The organism is Pseudothioclava nitratireducens (assembly GCF_029210495.1).
GTDB lineage: Bacteria > Pseudomonadota > Alphaproteobacteria > Rhodobacterales > Rhodobacteraceae > Pseudothioclava > Pseudothioclava nitratireducens.
Genome location: NZ_JARGDK010000001.1, coordinates 156,010 through 172,097, shown reverse-complemented (window position 1 = coordinate 172,097; position 16,088 = coordinate 156,010). Strand labels below are relative to the sequence as shown.

The following is a 16,088-nucleotide window of genomic DNA, read 5'->3' as shown; positions in this document are numbered from 1 at the left end:
CCTCAGCTCGAGGCGTGGAAAGAGCGGCCAAGGCTTGCAGGCGCGGCCTGCACCCCGTGGCGGTGAATGGCGGACAGGATCACCAGAACGATGATCGTGATGAGATAGGGCGCCATCGAGAGAAGGTGCACCGGGATCGAATATTCAGCCGCCTGAAGCTGCAATTGCAAGGCAGTGATGCCCCCGAAGAGATAGGCACCGATCAGAACGCGCTCGGCGCGCCAGCTTGCAAAGACGACGATAGCCAGCGCGATCCAGCCTGCGCCCGCCGTCATGCCTTCGGTCCATTGCGGCACGCGCACCAGGCTCAGGTAAGCGCCGCCAAGACCGGCCATCGCGCCCCCGAAAGCGAGTGCCGCAAAGCGCACCGCGATCACCCGGTAGCCAAGCGCATGGGCGGCGTCATGGTTCTCGCCGACCGCGCGCAGGATCAGCCCGCCGCGCGTCTTGCGCAGGAAATACCACGTTGCCGCGACCAGCAGCAGCGAGAGATAGACCACCCAGTCATGGCGGAAAAAGATCTGCCCGAGGCCCGGGATATCCGAGAGCGGCCCGAAGTCGAGCTTGGCCGTCGGCGGCGGGCGGATGCCCTCATAGCCCTTGCCGATCAGCGCCGAGAGGCCAAGCCCGAATAGGGTCAGTGCAAGCCCGGTCGCCACCTGATTGGACAGGAAAACCTGCGTCAGAAGCGCGAAGATCATCGCCAGCGCGGCGCCCGCAAAAGCGCCCGCGACAAAGCCCAGCACCGGGTTTCCGGTCGCCACGGCGGCCGCAAAACCGCCGACCGCGCCCATGATCATCATCCCCTCAACCCCGAGGTTCAGAACGCCCGACTTCTCGGCGATCAGCTCTCCGGTCGCAGCCAGAAGCACCGGCGTCGAAGCCGCCATGAGCGTTGCGATCAACGCGATGATATCAATACCGCCGATCATCATGCCGCCTGCGCCTTTCCGATCCGAATGCGATAATTGGTGAGCACATCGAAGCCGAGCAGGAAGAACAGGAGCATCCCCTGAAACACCTGAATGGCCGCGGCGGGCAGTTGCAGCATGAGCTGCGCCATGTCGCCGCCGATATAGGTCAGCGCCATCAGCAGCCCTGCCAGCAGAATGCCGATCGGGTGCAACCGCCCGAGGAAGGCCACGATGATTGCGGTAAAGCCATAGCCCGCGTTGAAGCTGTCGGTGATCTGGCCGCTCGGCCCCGCCACCTCGAAGAGCCCGGCCAGCCCCGCGAGGGCGCCCGAAAGACCGAGGCAGAACACCACGAGCCGCGCAGGCACGACCCCTGCGAAGCGCGCGGCACGCGGGGCCTCGCCCGCGACGCGGATACGGAAGCCCGCGATATGGCGGTGCATCAGGATGTAGGTTGCAATAATCGCAACAATCGCAGCGGCGACACCCCAATGCGCACCCGTGCCCGCAATCAGTTCCGGGTTATGGGCGCTGGGATATTGCTGAAGGTTGCGCGACCCCGGAAAGCCAAAGCCTTCGGGGTTCTTGAGCGGCCCGAAGGCCATATAGGCCAGCAGGTTCTCGGCCACATAGACGAGCATCAGGGAGACAAGGATTTCCGAGGTGCCGAACGTCACCTTGAGGAGCGCCGGGATCATCCCCCAGAGCCACCCGCCCAACGCGCCGACGATCACCATGGCCGGGAAAAGCCAAGCGCTTTCAGAAGGGTAGACCGAGAGCGCAAGGCTCGCGCCGCAGATTGCACCGATGATGTATTGCCCCTCGGCGCCGATATTCCAGATGCCCGCGCGGAAACCGACCGCAAGCCCCGCCGCGATGAGGATCAGCGGCCCGGCCTTGACCAGAAGCTGGCCCCGGAAATAGGCCGCGTTCGAGCCGAAAAGCGGGTCCCAGAAGATCACGCGGATCGCCTCGAACGGGTTCTTGCCGAGTGCCGCAAAGAGGATGCCGCCCGCGATCATTGTTGCGAAAACCGCAATGATCGGTGTCGCCCAGGCCCAGGCTTTGGAGGGCGTCGGTCGCTTGATGAGTTGTATCACAGCGCCGCCTCCTGCATCCCATGCGCGCCGCCCAGCATCAGCCCGATCTGCTCCAGCGTCAGGCCCTCGGTGGGGACAGGCGCGCTCATCCGCCCTTCGTTCAGCGCAGCGAAACTGTCGGCGATCTCCATCAACTCATCGAGGTCTTGCGAGATCACGATCACGGCCGCGCCCTTGGCGGCCAGATCGAGGATCGCTTGCCGGATCGCCGCCGCCGCCGCCGCATCGACGCCCCAGGTCGGCTGGTTGACGATCAGAACCTCGGGCTCTTGCAGCACCTCGCGCCCGATCACGTATTTCTGCAAATTCCCGCCAGAGAGCGCCCGCGCGGCCACATGCGGCCCCGGTGTGCGCACGTCGAAGGCGCGAATGACATCCTCGGCAAAGCTGCGCGCGGCGGCCAGATCGACAAACCCTTTCCGCGTTAGCGGCTTGCGAACCGTGCCGGTCAGGATCGCGTTCTCGGTCAGGCTCATGTTCGGCACAGCCGCATGGCCGAGCCGTTCCTCGGGCGCCGCCAGAACGCCCTTGGCGCGGCGGGCATTCGGACCAAGGCCCGCAATATCCGTCCCGTGCAGCTTGACCGTGCTGGGCGCCGAGACCCGCTCGCCCGCCAGCGTCGCGAGCAATTCCTCCTGCCCGTTTCCGGCAACGCCGCCCACGCCGAGCACCTCGCCCGCGCGCAGATCGAAGCGGATGTCCTTGAGCGCCGGGCCGAACTGGGTCATCGGCGGGAGCGACAGCCCCGCGACCGACAGGACCGTCTCGCCGAGGGTGCGCCCACTGCGATCGGTCGATTTGAACTCGGTGCCGACCATCATCTCGGCCAGTTCGCGTGCGGTTTTCTCGCGCGGCAGGCAGGTGCCCACCACCTTGCCGCCCCGCAGGATCGTGGCGTGGTCGCACAGGCTGCGGATTTCTTCGAGCTTGTGCGAGATATAAAGGATCGCCGTCCCCTCGCGCGCGAGTTTGCGCAGGGTGTGGAACAGGATCTCGACCTCTTGCGGGGTGAGAACGCTCGTCGGCTCATCCATGATCAGAAGCTTCGGGTCCTGCAACAGGCAGCGCACGATCTCGACTCGCTGCCGTTCGCCCGCCGAGAGATCCCCCACCAGCCGCGCCGGATCGAGCGGCAGGCCATAGGTCTCGGAAATCTCGCGAATCTCGCGGGCGAGTTGCCGGATCGGCGGCGGGTTCTCCATGCCGAGAGCGACGTTTTCGGCCACGTTCAACGCCTCGAAGAGCGAGAAATGCTGGAACACCATCGCAACGCCCGCAGCACGCGCGGCGCGCGGTTCGGGCGGCATGTAGGGGCTGCCGCGAAACTCCATCGTGCCGCTATCGGGTTTGACCAGCCCGTAGATCATCTTGACCAGCGTGGATTTGCCCGCGCCGTTCTCTCCGAGCAGCGCGTGAATCTCTCCGGGCGCCACGGCAAAGCCGACCCCGTCATTGGCCACGACACCGGGATAGGCCTTGGTCAGCCCCTCGATCCGCAGCAGCTTGTCTTCCCCCGTCACCCGGCGCGTCCCTTTCTTGGTATGGCCGTTCCGGCTCTGTCACTTTGAACGCTCAGCGTTTTCAGTAGCGCGCCAGCGATACCAATCGCAATGGCCTCTGGCGCCTTTCCGAGCGTCGGATCGCCTATCGGGCAGGCAATGCGTGAAATTTGTGCGTCACTATGCCCCAAAATCCGCAGCCGGTTGCGGAACCGGACCCATTTCGTTGCCGATCCGATCAGCCCGCAACCCGCGAATCCCTGGCTGAGCAGCCGGTGGCACAGCTCCAGGTCGAGCGCATGGCTATAGGTTGCGATGACATGCTGCGCGTTGGCCGGGGACAGCGGGACCAGATCGGCGGGGTTTTCCGCGATCAGCCGGGCTGGACCTTGGCTCGCCTCGGGAAACCGCCGGGCGTCGGTATCCACCCATGTGATCGCCAAAGTGCCAAGCGGTTCGAGCACGTTGACCAGCGCCCGCCCGACATGGCCGGCCCCCCAGATCCAAAGTGGCTGCTTCGGCGGATCGACCGGTTCGAGTAACCAGCCGCCGCCAAACCGGAGCGCCGGACGTTCACCCCGATCGCGCGCGCGCGCCTGCGCCCGGTGTACGAAGAGTGGGGCGGGGGTTTCCGGGGTCATCGCAACGGCTCGCAGCATCTCGCCTGCACGGGGCACCTGGGACTCCGTGATCCGTTCATAGCACAGCGTCACCGCGCCGCCGCAGCATTGCCCCATCGCAGGACCAAGCGGGATACGTTCGACCCTGCGCCCGATCCGTCCGCGCGCCCGTGCCAGGGCTTCGAATTCAAGTTGTCCGCCACCGATCGTGCCCTCGAAGCGGTGCGGCCAGACCCGCAATTCCGCCCCCGGCTCACGCGGTACAGAGCCTTTGACCTCCGCCACCACGACGCGGGTGAAGGGGCCATGCGCAGCCAGCGCCTCTTGCCAGTCTGCGACCCTCATGGCCCGCCCCCCCGTGCACGGCGAACTGCCGTCAGAACCGCCTCGGGCGTGGCTGGCGCGCGCAGGTCCGGGTAATGCGGGCCGCAGGCCGCGCAGGCGTCCGACAGCGCCAGATAGGCTGAAATCCCCAACATGAAGGGCGGCTCGCCCACCGCCTTGGAGCGGTAGATCGTCTCCTCGCGGTTCGGCGCATCCCAAAGGGACACGTTGAAGATGCGCGGTCGATCCGAGCAGGCGGGGATCTTGTAGGTCGAGGGCGCATGGGTCTTGAGCGCGCCCTTGGCGTCCCAGACCAGTTCTTCGGTTGTCAGCCAGCCCGCGCCTTGCACATAGCCGCCCTCGATCTGGCCGATATCGAGCGCGGGGTTCAGGCTTTGGCCGGCATCATGCAGGATGTCGGCACGCAGGATGCGGTTCTCGCCGGTGAGGGTGTCGATCACCACCTCGGTCACAGCCGCCCCATAGGCGAAATAATAGAACGGTCGCCCCTGGCCTTTGATCCGATCCCAGCTGATTTTCGGGGTTGCGTAGAACCCGGTAGAGGAGAGGCTGACCCGTGCCTGATAGGCGGCGCTGACCAGTTCGGCAAACGGGGTCTCCAGCGTCCCCGCCCGCACCTTGCCCGCCTCGAAGATCACCTCATCGGGGGCGCATCGCCCTTCTTGCGCCGCGAATTCGGCCAGCCGTGCGCGGATCGTCTCGCAGGCGACTTTCACGGCCATTCCGTTCAGATCGGCCCCCGAGGATGCCGCCGTGGCCGAAGTATTTGGCACTTTCGACGTGTCGGTCGCGGTGATCCGAATGGCCTCGGGCGGCAGGCCAAAAACGCGTGCTGCGACCTGACAGACCTTTTGATGAAGCCCCTGTCCCATCTCTGTGCCGCCGTGATTGAGCGCAACCGATCCATCGGCATAGACATGCACAAGCGCACCAGCCTGATTGAGATGGGTCAGTGTGAACGAAATCCCGAACTTGACCGGGCTGAAGGCAATCCCGCGCTTCAATGTTGGATTTTGGCTATTCCATCGCGCGACTTCCGCCTTTCGGGCCTGAAACGCGGCGGAATTTTGCAGCCTTTCACTGAGCGCGCCGAGCGGGAACTCCTCGATGGTTTGTCCGTAATGCGTGCTCTGCATCTTCACCGAACCGGAAATACTCCGGGGGGCCGGGGCCTGCGCTCCCGGCGCGGTGTCAGCATAGAAATTCCGGTGCCGCAGTAAGGTCGGGTCGATCCCCATCGCGTGGGCCAGATGATCCATCGCGCGCTCGATCCCCAGCATCCCCTGCGGGCCGCCAAAACCCCGGAATGCGGTTGCGGATTGCGTATTGGTGCGCAGCCGGTGGCTTTCGATCCGCATCGCCGGGATGAAATAGGCGTTATCCGCATGCAGCATCGCGCGGTCGCAGACCGGCAGGCTCAGATCCTGTGCCCAGCCGCAGCGGGCATAATGGACGAACTCCGCCCCGAGCAAGCGCCCCTTGCCATCCGCGCCGATCCGGTAGCGGATGCGGAAATCGTGGCGCTTTCCGGTGATGACCATGTCGTCGTCGCGGTCATAGCGCATCTTGCAGGGACGCCCCGTCGCGCGGGCGGCGATGGCGCAGGCGATGGCGAGGTGGTTGCCCTGGCTCTCCTTGCCGCCGAAGCCCCCGCCCATCCGCCGCATCTCGACGCGGACATCGTGGAACGACAGCCCGAGCGCCTCGGCAACCTTATGCTGGATCTCGGTCGGGTGCTGGGTCGAGCATTTGATCTCGACGCCCTCATCGAGCGGCAGGGCGAGCGCGGCCTGACCTTCGAGGTAGAAATGCTCTTGCCCGCCGATCTCGATCTCGCCCTCGACCAGATGCGCGGCGTCCGCCAGCGCGGTTTCTGGCTCGCCAAGGCTCCAGATCACGGGGCCACCCTCGAAACGGCTATTGGCGGCCAGCGCCTCGTCGATAGTCAGGATCGCGGGACGCGGCGCGTAGCTGACCTTGCCAAGCCGTGCGGCTTTGCGGGCGGCCAGATGGCTGTCCGCGACCACAAGAAAAATCGGCTGCCCGTCAAAATGAACCTCGCCCGCCGCGAGAACCGGCTCGTCATGGGCGGAGGGGCTTGCGTCATTGGCGAAGGGCATATCCGCCGCCGTCAGAACCGCGACGACACCTTCGGCCGCGCGCACGGCGCTCAGGTCGAACCCGGTGATCTCGGCATGCGCTTCAGTCGAGAGCCCGAAGGCGAGGTGCAGCGTGCCCGCAGGCGTCGGGATGTCATCGGTATAGCGCGCGGCGCCCGTCACATGGAGGCGTGCGGAATCGTGGGGCAGGGGCCGGGTGACGCTCATGGCTGCACCTCCAGGACCGAGACCGGCTGGCCGAGACGGGCGCGGATGTAGCGCCGCGCCATCCCCTGCGCCGCCTCAAGCCGGTAGGCGGCGCTCGCGCGCATGTCGCTGAGCGGCGTGAAATCCTGTGTCAGCGCCGGCAGCGCAGCCTCGATGACGGCCTCAGTCAGCGGTTGCCCAATCAGGGCCGCCTCGAAGGCAGAGGCCCGTTTCGGCACGCCCGCCATGCCGCCAAAAGCGATGCGGGCGCTTCCAATTTTCGAACCTTCAACGGTCAGATTGAAGCAACCGCAGACCGCGGAAATGTCCTGATCGAACCTTTTCGACAGTTTATAACAGGCAAGATCGGGCGCGCTGTCAGGTATCCAGACGCTCTCGACAAACTCGCCGGGCTGGCGATCCTGCCGGCCGTAATCGAGGAAATAGGTCTCCAGGGGTAACTCGCGGCGGGCGTCGCCCCGGCGCAGGCGGAGCGTCGCGCCCATCGCGATGAGTGCAGGAGGCGTGTCGCCGATGGGCGAGCCATTTGCGATGTTGCCGCCCAGCGTTGCGGCCTGGCGCACCTGTTCGGAGGCAAAGCGGCGGAGCAATTCGGCCAGCGCGGGGTGGCGGTCCTGCGCCCAGTCGCGCAGCGTCGCGATGGTCACGCAGGCTCCGATCCGGTGCCCCCCGACCTCGGGCGTGATCGTTGCAAGATCGGTGCAACCGCCAAGGAAGGCGACCTCTGGCAACGCGCGTAATTGCTTGGTGACCCACAGCCCCACATCGGTCGCGCCCGCGATCAGCGTGGCGTCGGGATGGGCGAGATACCAGTCGGCCAGCGCATCGGCGCTGGTGGGCAGGAAGGGGGGCTGTCCGCCCCCCTCGGCTGCGCCTTCACCCCCCGAGGATATTTCGGGCAGCGTGAGAGCCGGGTCGTGCATCCAGTCGGGGATGGGCCGGTCTGCGACGGCTTCGGCAGCGCGGATGATCGGGGCGTAGCCGGTGCAGCGACAGAGATTGCCCGCCAGCAGGTCGTCGTGATCGCGGCGCCCGTTCAGATGCGCCGTCGCCATCGAGACCACAAAGCCCGGCGTGCAGAAACCGCATTGCGAGCCGTGATGCGAGATCATCGCGTCTTGCACCGGGTGGAGTACGCCGCCGGGCCCGGCAATGCCCTCGATGGTGCGCAGTGCCTTGCCGTGAAGTTGCGGCAACATCAGCAGGCAGGCATTGAGCGCGCGCGCCCCTTGTGCATCGCTCAGCATCACCGTGCAGGCCCCGCAATCGCCTTCGTTGCAGCCCTCTTTGGTGCCGGTGAACCCCTCGGCGCGCAGCCAGTCCAGCACCGATTGCGTTGGGTCTTGGACCGTCACGGTCCGGGTTTCTCCATTGAGAAGAAACGTAATGCTCATCTGTGTATCCGCCGCGATACCTGGTCTGTCGTCCGGCCCATCCGATGCGGCGTAGAATGGGGGATCTCCCTGATCGGTTCAGCAAAGCCCATAGAGGCGAGGCTGGCAAGAGAAAGCCGCGGATGCTGCGCCCATTTTCGGATCGAATGGTCAAAGAATGGGCGCGGAGGCCAGTGGCGCCGACGCCCCGCAAAGGGCTTTCGCATGGCGCGTCCGCGTCTTATCGTGCCGCCATGTCCGACCCCCGATTCATCCATTTGCGCGTGCATACCGAATATTCGCTCCTTGAGGGGGCGGTGCCGGTCAAGAAGCTGATCAAGATGTGCGAGGCGGCGAAAATGCCCGCCGTCGCGATCACCGACACGAATGCGATGTTCGGGGCGCTCGAATTTTCCGTCTCTGCGCTGGGGGCGGGCTTGCAGCCGATCGTCGGGTGTCAGGTCTCCGTCGCCTATGATCCGCCGCAGCCCGGCGAGAAACCTCGGATGCCCGCGCCCGTCGTTCTGTTGGCGCAGAACGAGACCGGCTACGAGAACCTGATGAAGCTGTCGAGCTGTCTCTATGTCGACAAGCATGGTGAGCAGGTTCAGGTCACCATGGACGAGCTTGCGGCGCATGCCGAGGGGCTGATCTGTTTGTCGGGTGGGCCGGATGGGCCTGTGGGACGGTTCCTGCGCAACGGACAGGCCGGCAAAGCGCGGCTCTTGATGGAGCGGCTGGCGGCGATCTATCCCGACCGGCTTTATGTGGAATTGCAGCGCCATCCGGGCGAGGGCGGCAAGCCGACGGAGGCCGAGCGTCTGACCGAGCGGCCATTCGTCGAGATGGCCTATGACCTGAACCTGCCGCTGGTCGCGACGAATGACGTCTACTTTCCAAAATCCGATATGTACGAGGCGCATGACGCCCTGATCTGCATCTCGGAGGGCGCCTATGTTGACCAGATCGAACCTCGCCGCCGGTTGACTCCCCAGCATTATTTCAAGTCCGAAGCCGAGATGTGCGCGCTGTTTGCGGACCTGCCGGAGGCTTTGGAAAACACCGTCGAGATCGCCAGGCGCTGTGCCTTTGCCGCCTATAAGCGCGATCCGATCCTGCCGAAATTCGCCGATGACGAGGTCGAGGAATTGCGCCGTCAGGCCTGGGACGGTCTGCGCGCGCGCCTTGATGTGATCCCCCACGCGGCGCCGGTCGAAGAATATGAGGAGCGGCTGAAATTTGAGCTGGGAATCATCGAACAGATGGGCTTCCCCGGCTACTTCCTGATCGTTGCCGATTTCATCAAATGGGCAAAGGATCAGGATATTCCGGTGGGACCGGGGCGGGGCTCGGGCGCGGGCTCGCTGGTCGCTTACGCGCTGACCATCACTGACCTCGATCCATTGCGCTATTCGCTGCTTTTCGAACGGTTCCTCAACCCCGAGCGGGTGTCGATGCCGGACTTCGACATCGACTTCTGCATGGATCGCCGCGAAGAGGTGATCCGCTACGTGCAAGAGAAATACGGCCGCGACAAGGTGGGGCAGATCATCACCTTCGGCGCGCTCTTGTCCAAGGCGGCGGTGCGCGACGTCGGGCGCGTTCTTCAGATGTCCTACGGGCATGTCGACAAGCTTTCGAAGATGATCCCGGTCGAGGGGGTGAAACCCGTGTCGATCGAAAAGGCGCTGGCGGATGAGCCGCGTCTGCGCGAGGCCGCGCGGGCCGAAGAGGTCGTCGCCCGGCTTCTCGACTACGCGAAACAAGTCGAGGGGCTCTTGCGCAACGCCTCGACTCACGCGGCGGGCGTCGTGATCGGGGACCGGCCGCTCGACGCGCTGGTGCCGCTTTATCAGGACCCGCGCTCTGACATGCCAGCGACCCAGTTCAACATGAAATGGGTCGAGCAGGCGGGTCTGGTGAAGTTCGACTTTCTGGGTCTCAAGACGCTGACGGTGATCCAGTCGGCGATGAACCTGATCTTCAAGTCGGGACGCCCGATCCATGTCGATGCGGCGGGCAACCAGCTTTACGAACCCGCAGAGGGGGCGGAGAACCAGATCAACGCGATCCCGCTCGATGACGAAAAGACATATCAGCTTTACGCCGAGGCCAAGACCGTCGCGGTGTTCCAGGTGGAAAGCTCGGGCATGATGTCGGCGCTGCGCCAGATGAAGCCGACCTGCATCGAGGATATCGTGGCGCTCGTCGCGCTCTATCGTCCGGGGCCGATGGAAAACATCCCCGTCTATTGCGATGTGAAGAACGGCAAGCGCGAGATCGAGTCGGTCCATCCGACCATCGACCATATTCTCGAAGAGACGCAGGGTATCATCGTCTATCAGGAACAGGTGATGCAGATCGCGCAGGTCATGGCGGGCTACTCGCTTGGCGGCGCAGACCTGTTGCGGCGTGCGATGGGTAAGAAGATCAAAGAGGCGATGGACGCCGAGCGCCCGAAATTCGAGAAGGGCGCGGCGGAAAACGGGGTCGACAAGAAGAAGGCCTCGGAGGTGTTCGACCTTCTCGAAAAATTCGCCAATTACGGCTTCAACAAATCGCACGCGGCGGCCTATGCGGTGGTGTCCTACCAGACCGCATGGCTCAAGGCGAACCACCCCGTCGAGTTCATGGGCGGGGTGATGAACTGCGATATTCACCTGACCGACAAGCTGGCGATCTACATGAACGAGGTGCGCCGGGGCTTGCAGATCGAGGTGGTGCCGCCCTGCGTGAACCGCTCGCTGGCGACGTTTGACGTGGTCGATCAAAAGCTGGTCTACGCGCTGGGCGCGCTCAAGAACGTGGGCGTCGAGGCGATGAAGCTGATCGTCGAGGCGCGCGGCGACGAACCGTTCCGCGATCTGACCGATTTCGCCCGGCGTTGCGACCTGAAACGGATCGGCAAGCGGCCGCTCGAGATGCTAGCCCGCGCTGGGGCCTTCGATCAGCTCGACCCGAACCGCAAGCGCGTGTTCGAAAGCCTCGACGCGCTGGCCGCATGGTCCGGGGCCGTGGCAGAGGCCAAGGCCTCGGCGCAGGTCTCGCTCTTTGGCGAGGCGGGAGACGATCTGCCGGCGCCGCGTCTGGCCGATACCGATGACTGGCTGCCGGCCGAACGGCTGGCCGAGGAACACAAGGCGATTGGCTTCTACCTGTCGGGCCACCCACTTGACGATTACGTCCCCGCACTCAAGCGCAAGCAGGTGCTGACGCTGAACGAGATCACCCAGAAGGCGCAGGGCGGCGCGTTCATCGGCAAGATCGCGGGCACCGTTGCCGCGCGGCAGGAACGCAAATCGGCCAAGGGCAATCGCTTTGCCTTTGTGTCGCTGTCCGATTCCACCGGGCCCTACGAGGTCACGATGTTCTCGGATGTGCTCGAGGCCACGCGGCAATTCCTCGAGACGGGGATGGCGGTTGTCCTGACGGTTGAGGCGACGCTTGAGGGCGAGACGCTGAAGCTCTTGGCGCGCGGCGCTCAGCCCATCGACCAGGTGGCGGCGGATGCGGGCGGCGCGGGGCTCTGTATCCATGTCGATACGCCCGATGCTGTGGGCTCGGTCGCGGCCCTGCTGGAGCGACTGGCGGCAGAGGCCAAACAGCGCGCGCGCGGGCCGATCAGTTTCATGGTCTACGATACCGAACGCGGCTGCCGCTACCGGGTCTCGACCGGTAAGGACTACCCGGTAAACCCGCAGATCAAGGGGGCGATCCGCTCGCTGCGGGGTGTGGCCGAGGTCGAAGAAGTCTGACGCCGAGCCTCAGCGCAGCCGTTCCGCCCGCCACGCGAGTTGTAGCAGCGCCAAGGCGACAAGACCGAGCGCCGCTTCGACCCAATGCGCCAGCAAGAGCAAGGACAGGGGCGTCGCCGGAGGCTCTGCCCGGTTCATCACCTCGATCTCGACCGCCGGAGCCAGCGCGAGCATCCCCGCCGCGACGAGGCAAAGCGCAAGAAGCGCGCGCACCGTGCCACCCTTCGCCCCCCAACTCAGCCCCGCCAAGAGCGGCAGGCCAAGCACCGCCTGAGCGGCGAAGAAATGGAACCCGAACAGAATGTCGAGCCGCGCCAACACGGCCTGCATGTCGCCGGTCGCCGGCCAGATCAGCAGCGCAACAAAAGCTACCGCTTGAATGGCGAGAAACCCGCTCGCCAACCACCAGAGCACGCGCCGCATCGGCTTACCAATGCGGTGGGCGCTGATCGGCGAGCGGGATCGTCCCGCCCTGATCCGCCTCACGCTCGGCTTCGCGCTCCATCAAGAGGCTCAGCCGCCGCGCGATCCGTTCGATCTCGCGGTCCTGACGTGCGATCACGTCGGACAGGTCCTCGACGATCCGCGTCAGATGCGCGACCTGCTCTTCGAGCGCGGTTTTCGTGTCACTCATCGGGCTCTCCTTTGTCGTTGTGATAGCTGCTTTCCGGTGCCTTTGCGAGGGTTTGCACGCATTGCGCGCGCGCGCGCCTTGCCCCATTGGGCCGAACCCGCTAGACCCCGGCCAAAGCCGCCTCATAAGACTCAGGGGACCCCCATGGCGAAAGACAAGAAACAGCCCCGGCCCAAGGCGGAGACGCCGAAAGGCTTCCGTGATTATTTCGGTGCCGAGGTGACCGAGCGCAACGAGATGCTCGCCACCATCGCCGAGGTCTATCAGGCGCATGGCTTCGATCCGCTGGAAACCTCGGCGGTCGAGACGGTCGAGGCGCTGGGCAAGTTTCTTCCCGATGTGGATCGTCCGAATGCGGGCGTGTTTGCGTGGCAAGAGGAAGATGACGGCAAATGGCTGGCGCTGCGCTATGATATGACCGCGCCCCTCGCGCGCGTCGCCGCGCAGTTCCGCAACGATCTGCCCTCGCCTTATCGGCGCTACACGATGGGTCCGGTCTGGCGCAACGAGAAGCCGGGGCCGGGGCGTTTCCGGCAGTTCTATCAATGCGATGCCGACACCGTGGGCGCGCCTTCGGTCGCAGCCGATGCCGAGATCTGCGGGATGCTGGCCGATACGCTCGAAGCCGTGGGTATTCCGCGCGGCGACTACATCGTGCGGGTCAATAACCGCAAGGTTCTGAACGGCGTGATGGAGGTCGCGGGCGTGCTCGATCCGACCGATCCCGAGAAGTTCGAGGAAGAGCGCGGCACCGTGCTCCGCGCCATCGACAAGTTCGACAAGTTCGGCGAGGAGGGCGTCCGCCTTCTGATGGGGCCGGGCCGGTTGGACGGAAGCGGAGACTTCACCAAGGGTGCCGGGCTGTCGGACGCGCAATGTGACACCGTCATGGGCTTCATGGCTGCCAAGCGCGACACCGGCGCCGAAACCTGCGCGCGACTGCGCGAGTTGGTTGCTGGGTCGGCTCTGGGTGCCGAAGGCGTCGAAGAACTCGAGCTCATCGCCTCGCTCCTCGAAGCGCAGGGCTATGGCCCCGACCGTATCGTCATTGATCCTTCGGTCGTGCGCGGTCTGGGCTACTACACCGGCCCCGTCTTCGAGGCGGAACTCACCTTTGAAATTCTCGACGAGAAGGGCCGCAAGCGCAGCTTCGGCTCGGTCGCGGGGGGCGGGCGCTATGACGATCTGGTCAAGCGCTTTACCGGTCAGGCCGTGCCTGCGACGGGCGTCTCGATCGGCGTCGACCGCCTCCTGGCCGCGCTGCGCGCCAAGGGCCGTCTGCACGGCAAGCTGCCGGGGCCGGTCGTCGTGACCGTGATGGACCGTGACCGGATGGGCGACTATCTCGCTATGGCCTCCGAACTGCGCGCCGCTGGCATCCGGGCCGAGGTCTATCTGGGCAACCCCAAGAATTTCGGCAACCAGCTCAAATACGCGGACAAGCGCGAAAGCCCGGTGGCCGTCATTCAGGGCGGCGACGAGGCCGAGCGCGGCGTTGTGCAGCTCAAGGACCTGATCCTCGGCGCGAAAATCGCGCAGGAGGCCAGCCTCGAAGAGTGGAAATCGCAGCCTGCGCAGGTCGAAGTCGCCCGCGCCGATCTGGTGGCCGAGGTACGCGCGCTCCTCGCCCGGTACGAGGACTAAGCGATGGCGTCCAAGGCCGCAGCCCGCGCCCGGGGCGCGCAGATCCTCGCCGCCTTCCGGGATGCGGGCGCGGTCGAGATCCAGCCCGACATCCTGCAACCCGCCGAGGCGCTTCTGGACCTCTATGGCGAGGATATCCGGGCCCGTGCCTATGTGACCGCCGACCCGATCCGGGGCGAGCAGATGCTGCGTCCCGATTTCACCGTGCCGGTCGTGCAAGAGCACATGGCCAACGGCGCCGAGCCTGCGCGCTATTGCTATCTGGGTGAGGTGTTCCGCAAGCAGGATCATCGCGGTGCCGCGCGTGTGTCCGAATATAATCAGGTCGGCTATGAGGTCTTTGACCGCGCCGCGCCCGAGGCCGCCGATGCCGAGGTCTTCGCGCTGCTGGCGGGGCAACTCGCCCATCTGCCGTTGACCGCCACGATCGGCGATCTGGGCGTTTTGTCGGCCGCGATTTCCGGGCTTGAGACGCTGCCCGCGCGCAAACGTGCGCTCTCGCGTCATATCTGGCGTCCGAAGCGATTCCATGGGCTTTTGATGCGCTATTCCGGGCAGGCCCCGGTGCCCGAAACCCGCGCGGCCCTGCTCGCGGGGGCACGTTCCGACGCGCCTTGGATCGGGTTGCGCAGCCCCGAGGAAATGGATGCTCGCATCGCGCGCCTGACCGAGGATGCCGCCGCCGCGCCGATCCCCGCGCAGACCGTTGCCGCGCTCGAGGCGCTCCTCGATCTGCGCTGTCCCGCAGCCGAAGCGCCCGCCCGTCTGCGCGCCGTGAAACTCGATGGGCTGGACGCTGCGATTGCGCGGATTGAGACCCGACTGGCCGCGCTCGAAGCGCGGGGCGTGAACCTGAAAGAGCTGACTTTCGACGCGAGCCACGGGCGCACGACGATGGAATATTACGACGGCTTCGTCTTCACCCTCGCCGCAGAGGATGAGGACCTGCCACCCGTCGCCTCGGGCGGGCGCTATGACGCGCTGACCCGTGTGCTGGGGCAGGGTCAGGCGATCCCGGCCGTCGGAGGGGTGATCCGTCCGGGGCTTCTGGTCGATCTCGAAGGAGGCACGGCATGAGCACCATCAAACTCGGCGTGCCCTCCAAGGGACGGCTGATGGAAAAGACCTTCGACTGGTTTGCGGACCGGGGCATCACGCTCAAACGCACCGGGTCGGAGCGCGAATATGCGGGCGCGGTCGATGGTATCGACGGCGTCGAGCTGGTGCTGCTGTCGGCGGGCGAGATCCCGCGCGAACTGGCCGCGGGCCGTATCCATATGGGGGTCACCGGCTCTGATCTGGTGCGCGACAAGCTTGCCGACTGGGACGCCGTGGTCGACGATCTGGCCCCGATGGGGTTTGGTCACGCCGATCTCATCATCGCGGTCCCGACCTGCTGGGCGGATGTCGATACGCTCGAAGATCTCGACGCCGCTGCCCATGCCTTCCGCGCGGCGCATGGGTTCCGGCTGCGCATTGCCACCAAGTATCATCGGCTGGTGCGTGAGTTCCTGACGCGCGAGGGTGTGGCGGATTATCAACTTGTCGATAGCCAAGGCGCGACCGAAGGCACGGTGAAGAACCTCACCGCCGAGGCGATTGCCGATATCACCTCCTCGGGTGAGACCCTGCGCGCCAACCACCTCAAAATCCTATCGGACGGTCTGATCCACCAAAGCCAGGCGACGCTCTTTGCGTCGAAGATGGCGGATTGGTCCGGCCTCGAGGCCGCGCGCGCAGATCTCATGGCGCGTCTCAAACTCTGACCGTTTCCAATCGCTGAAAAATATCCTGCGGGGGTCCGGGGGTGCAAAACCCGGCGAGGCGATCAGGTCGCGCAGATCGGCCGAGCCGTCCAGCGCGGCGCCCAGCGCCTC

12 protein-coding genes are annotated in these 16,088 nt (G+C 65.3%); 4 read left to right on the top strand and 8 right to left on the bottom strand.

The window, feature by feature from the left end; all coding sequences use genetic code 11:
- Nucleotides 1-2: 2 nt before the first annotated feature.
- Genes P0X85_RS00810 through xdhA form a run of 6 tightly spaced genes read right to left on the bottom strand, consistent with a single transcriptional unit; the run spans nt 3 to nt 8,199 of the window.
- Complete coding sequence (locus P0X85_RS00810; RefSeq protein WP_275807002.1) at nt 3-932, bottom strand: ABC transporter permease; 930 nt, start codon at nt 930-932, stop codon at nt 3-5.
- Complete coding sequence (locus tag P0X85_RS00805) at nt 932-2,014, bottom strand: ABC transporter permease (protein ID WP_275807000.1); 1,083 nt, start codon at nt 2,012-2,014, stop codon at nt 932-934. The genes P0X85_RS00810 and P0X85_RS00805 overlap by 1 nt, the downstream gene beginning before the upstream one ends.
- Nucleotides 2,011-3,534: an ABC transporter ATP-binding protein gene (locus P0X85_RS00800; protein WP_275806998.1), complete on the bottom strand. Its 1,524-nt coding sequence runs from the start codon at nt 3,532-3,534 to the stop codon at nt 2,011-2,013. The genes P0X85_RS00805 and P0X85_RS00800 overlap by 4 nt, the downstream gene beginning before the upstream one ends.
- On the bottom strand, nt 3,531-4,478 hold the full coding sequence (xdhC, locus tag P0X85_RS00795) for a xanthine dehydrogenase accessory protein XdhC (RefSeq protein ID WP_275806996.1): 948 nt from the start codon (nt 4,476-4,478) through the stop codon (nt 3,531-3,533). Before xdhC ends, P0X85_RS00800 begins: the two co-directional genes overlap by 4 nt.
- On the bottom strand, nt 4,475-6,805 hold the full coding sequence (gene xdhB, locus P0X85_RS00790) for a xanthine dehydrogenase molybdopterin binding subunit (RefSeq protein ID WP_275806994.1): 2,331 nt from the start codon (nt 6,803-6,805) through the stop codon (nt 4,475-4,477). The genes xdhC and xdhB overlap by 4 nt, the downstream gene beginning before the upstream one ends.
- Complete coding sequence (xdhA, locus tag P0X85_RS00785; RefSeq protein WP_275806992.1) at nt 6,802-8,199, bottom strand: xanthine dehydrogenase small subunit; 1,398 nt, start codon at nt 8,197-8,199, stop codon at nt 6,802-6,804. Before xdhA ends, xdhB begins: the two co-directional genes overlap by 4 nt.
- Nucleotides 8,200-8,432: 233 nt before the next feature.
- Here xdhA and dnaE point away from each other — a divergent pair, with 233 nt between their 5' ends.
- On the top strand, nt 8,433-11,933 hold the full coding sequence (gene dnaE, locus P0X85_RS00780; protein ID WP_275806990.1) for a DNA polymerase III subunit alpha: 3,501 nt from the start codon (nt 8,433-8,435) through the stop codon (nt 11,931-11,933).
- A 9-nt stretch (nt 11,934-11,942) separates the two neighbouring features.
- Here dnaE and P0X85_RS00775 read toward each other — a convergent pair whose 3' ends face one another.
- Both P0X85_RS00775 and P0X85_RS00770 read right to left on the bottom strand, forming a co-directional pair.
- A complete protein-coding gene (locus tag P0X85_RS00775) occupies nt 11,943-12,356 on the bottom strand; it encodes a hypothetical protein (RefSeq protein ID WP_275806988.1) in 414 nt (137 codons plus the stop codon).
- A gap of 4 nt (nt 12,357-12,360) precedes the next feature.
- Complete coding sequence (locus P0X85_RS00770) at nt 12,361-12,567, bottom strand: SlyX family protein (protein WP_275806985.1); 207 nt, start codon at nt 12,565-12,567, stop codon at nt 12,361-12,363.
- A gap of 144 nt (nt 12,568-12,711) precedes the next feature.
- On the opposite strand from P0X85_RS00770, the gene hisS reads away from it, so the two are divergent.
- Genes hisS through hisG form a run of 3 tightly spaced genes read left to right on the top strand, consistent with a single transcriptional unit; the run spans nt 12,712 to nt 15,977 of the window.
- Nucleotides 12,712-14,211, top strand: coding sequence for a histidine--tRNA ligase (gene hisS, locus P0X85_RS00765; RefSeq protein WP_275806981.1), 1,500 nt, complete (start codon nt 12,712-12,714; stop codon nt 14,209-14,211).
- A gap of 3 nt (nt 14,212-14,214) precedes the next feature.
- A complete protein-coding gene (locus tag P0X85_RS00760) occupies nt 14,215-15,288 on the top strand; it encodes an ATP phosphoribosyltransferase regulatory subunit (protein ID WP_275806978.1) in 1,074 nt (357 codons plus the stop codon).
- Nucleotides 15,285-15,977: an ATP phosphoribosyltransferase gene (gene hisG, locus P0X85_RS00755; RefSeq protein WP_275806975.1), complete on the top strand. Its 693-nt coding sequence runs from the start codon at nt 15,285-15,287 to the stop codon at nt 15,975-15,977. The genes P0X85_RS00760 and hisG overlap by 4 nt, the downstream gene beginning before the upstream one ends.
- The last annotated feature ends 111 nt before the right edge of the window (nt 15,978-16,088 follow it).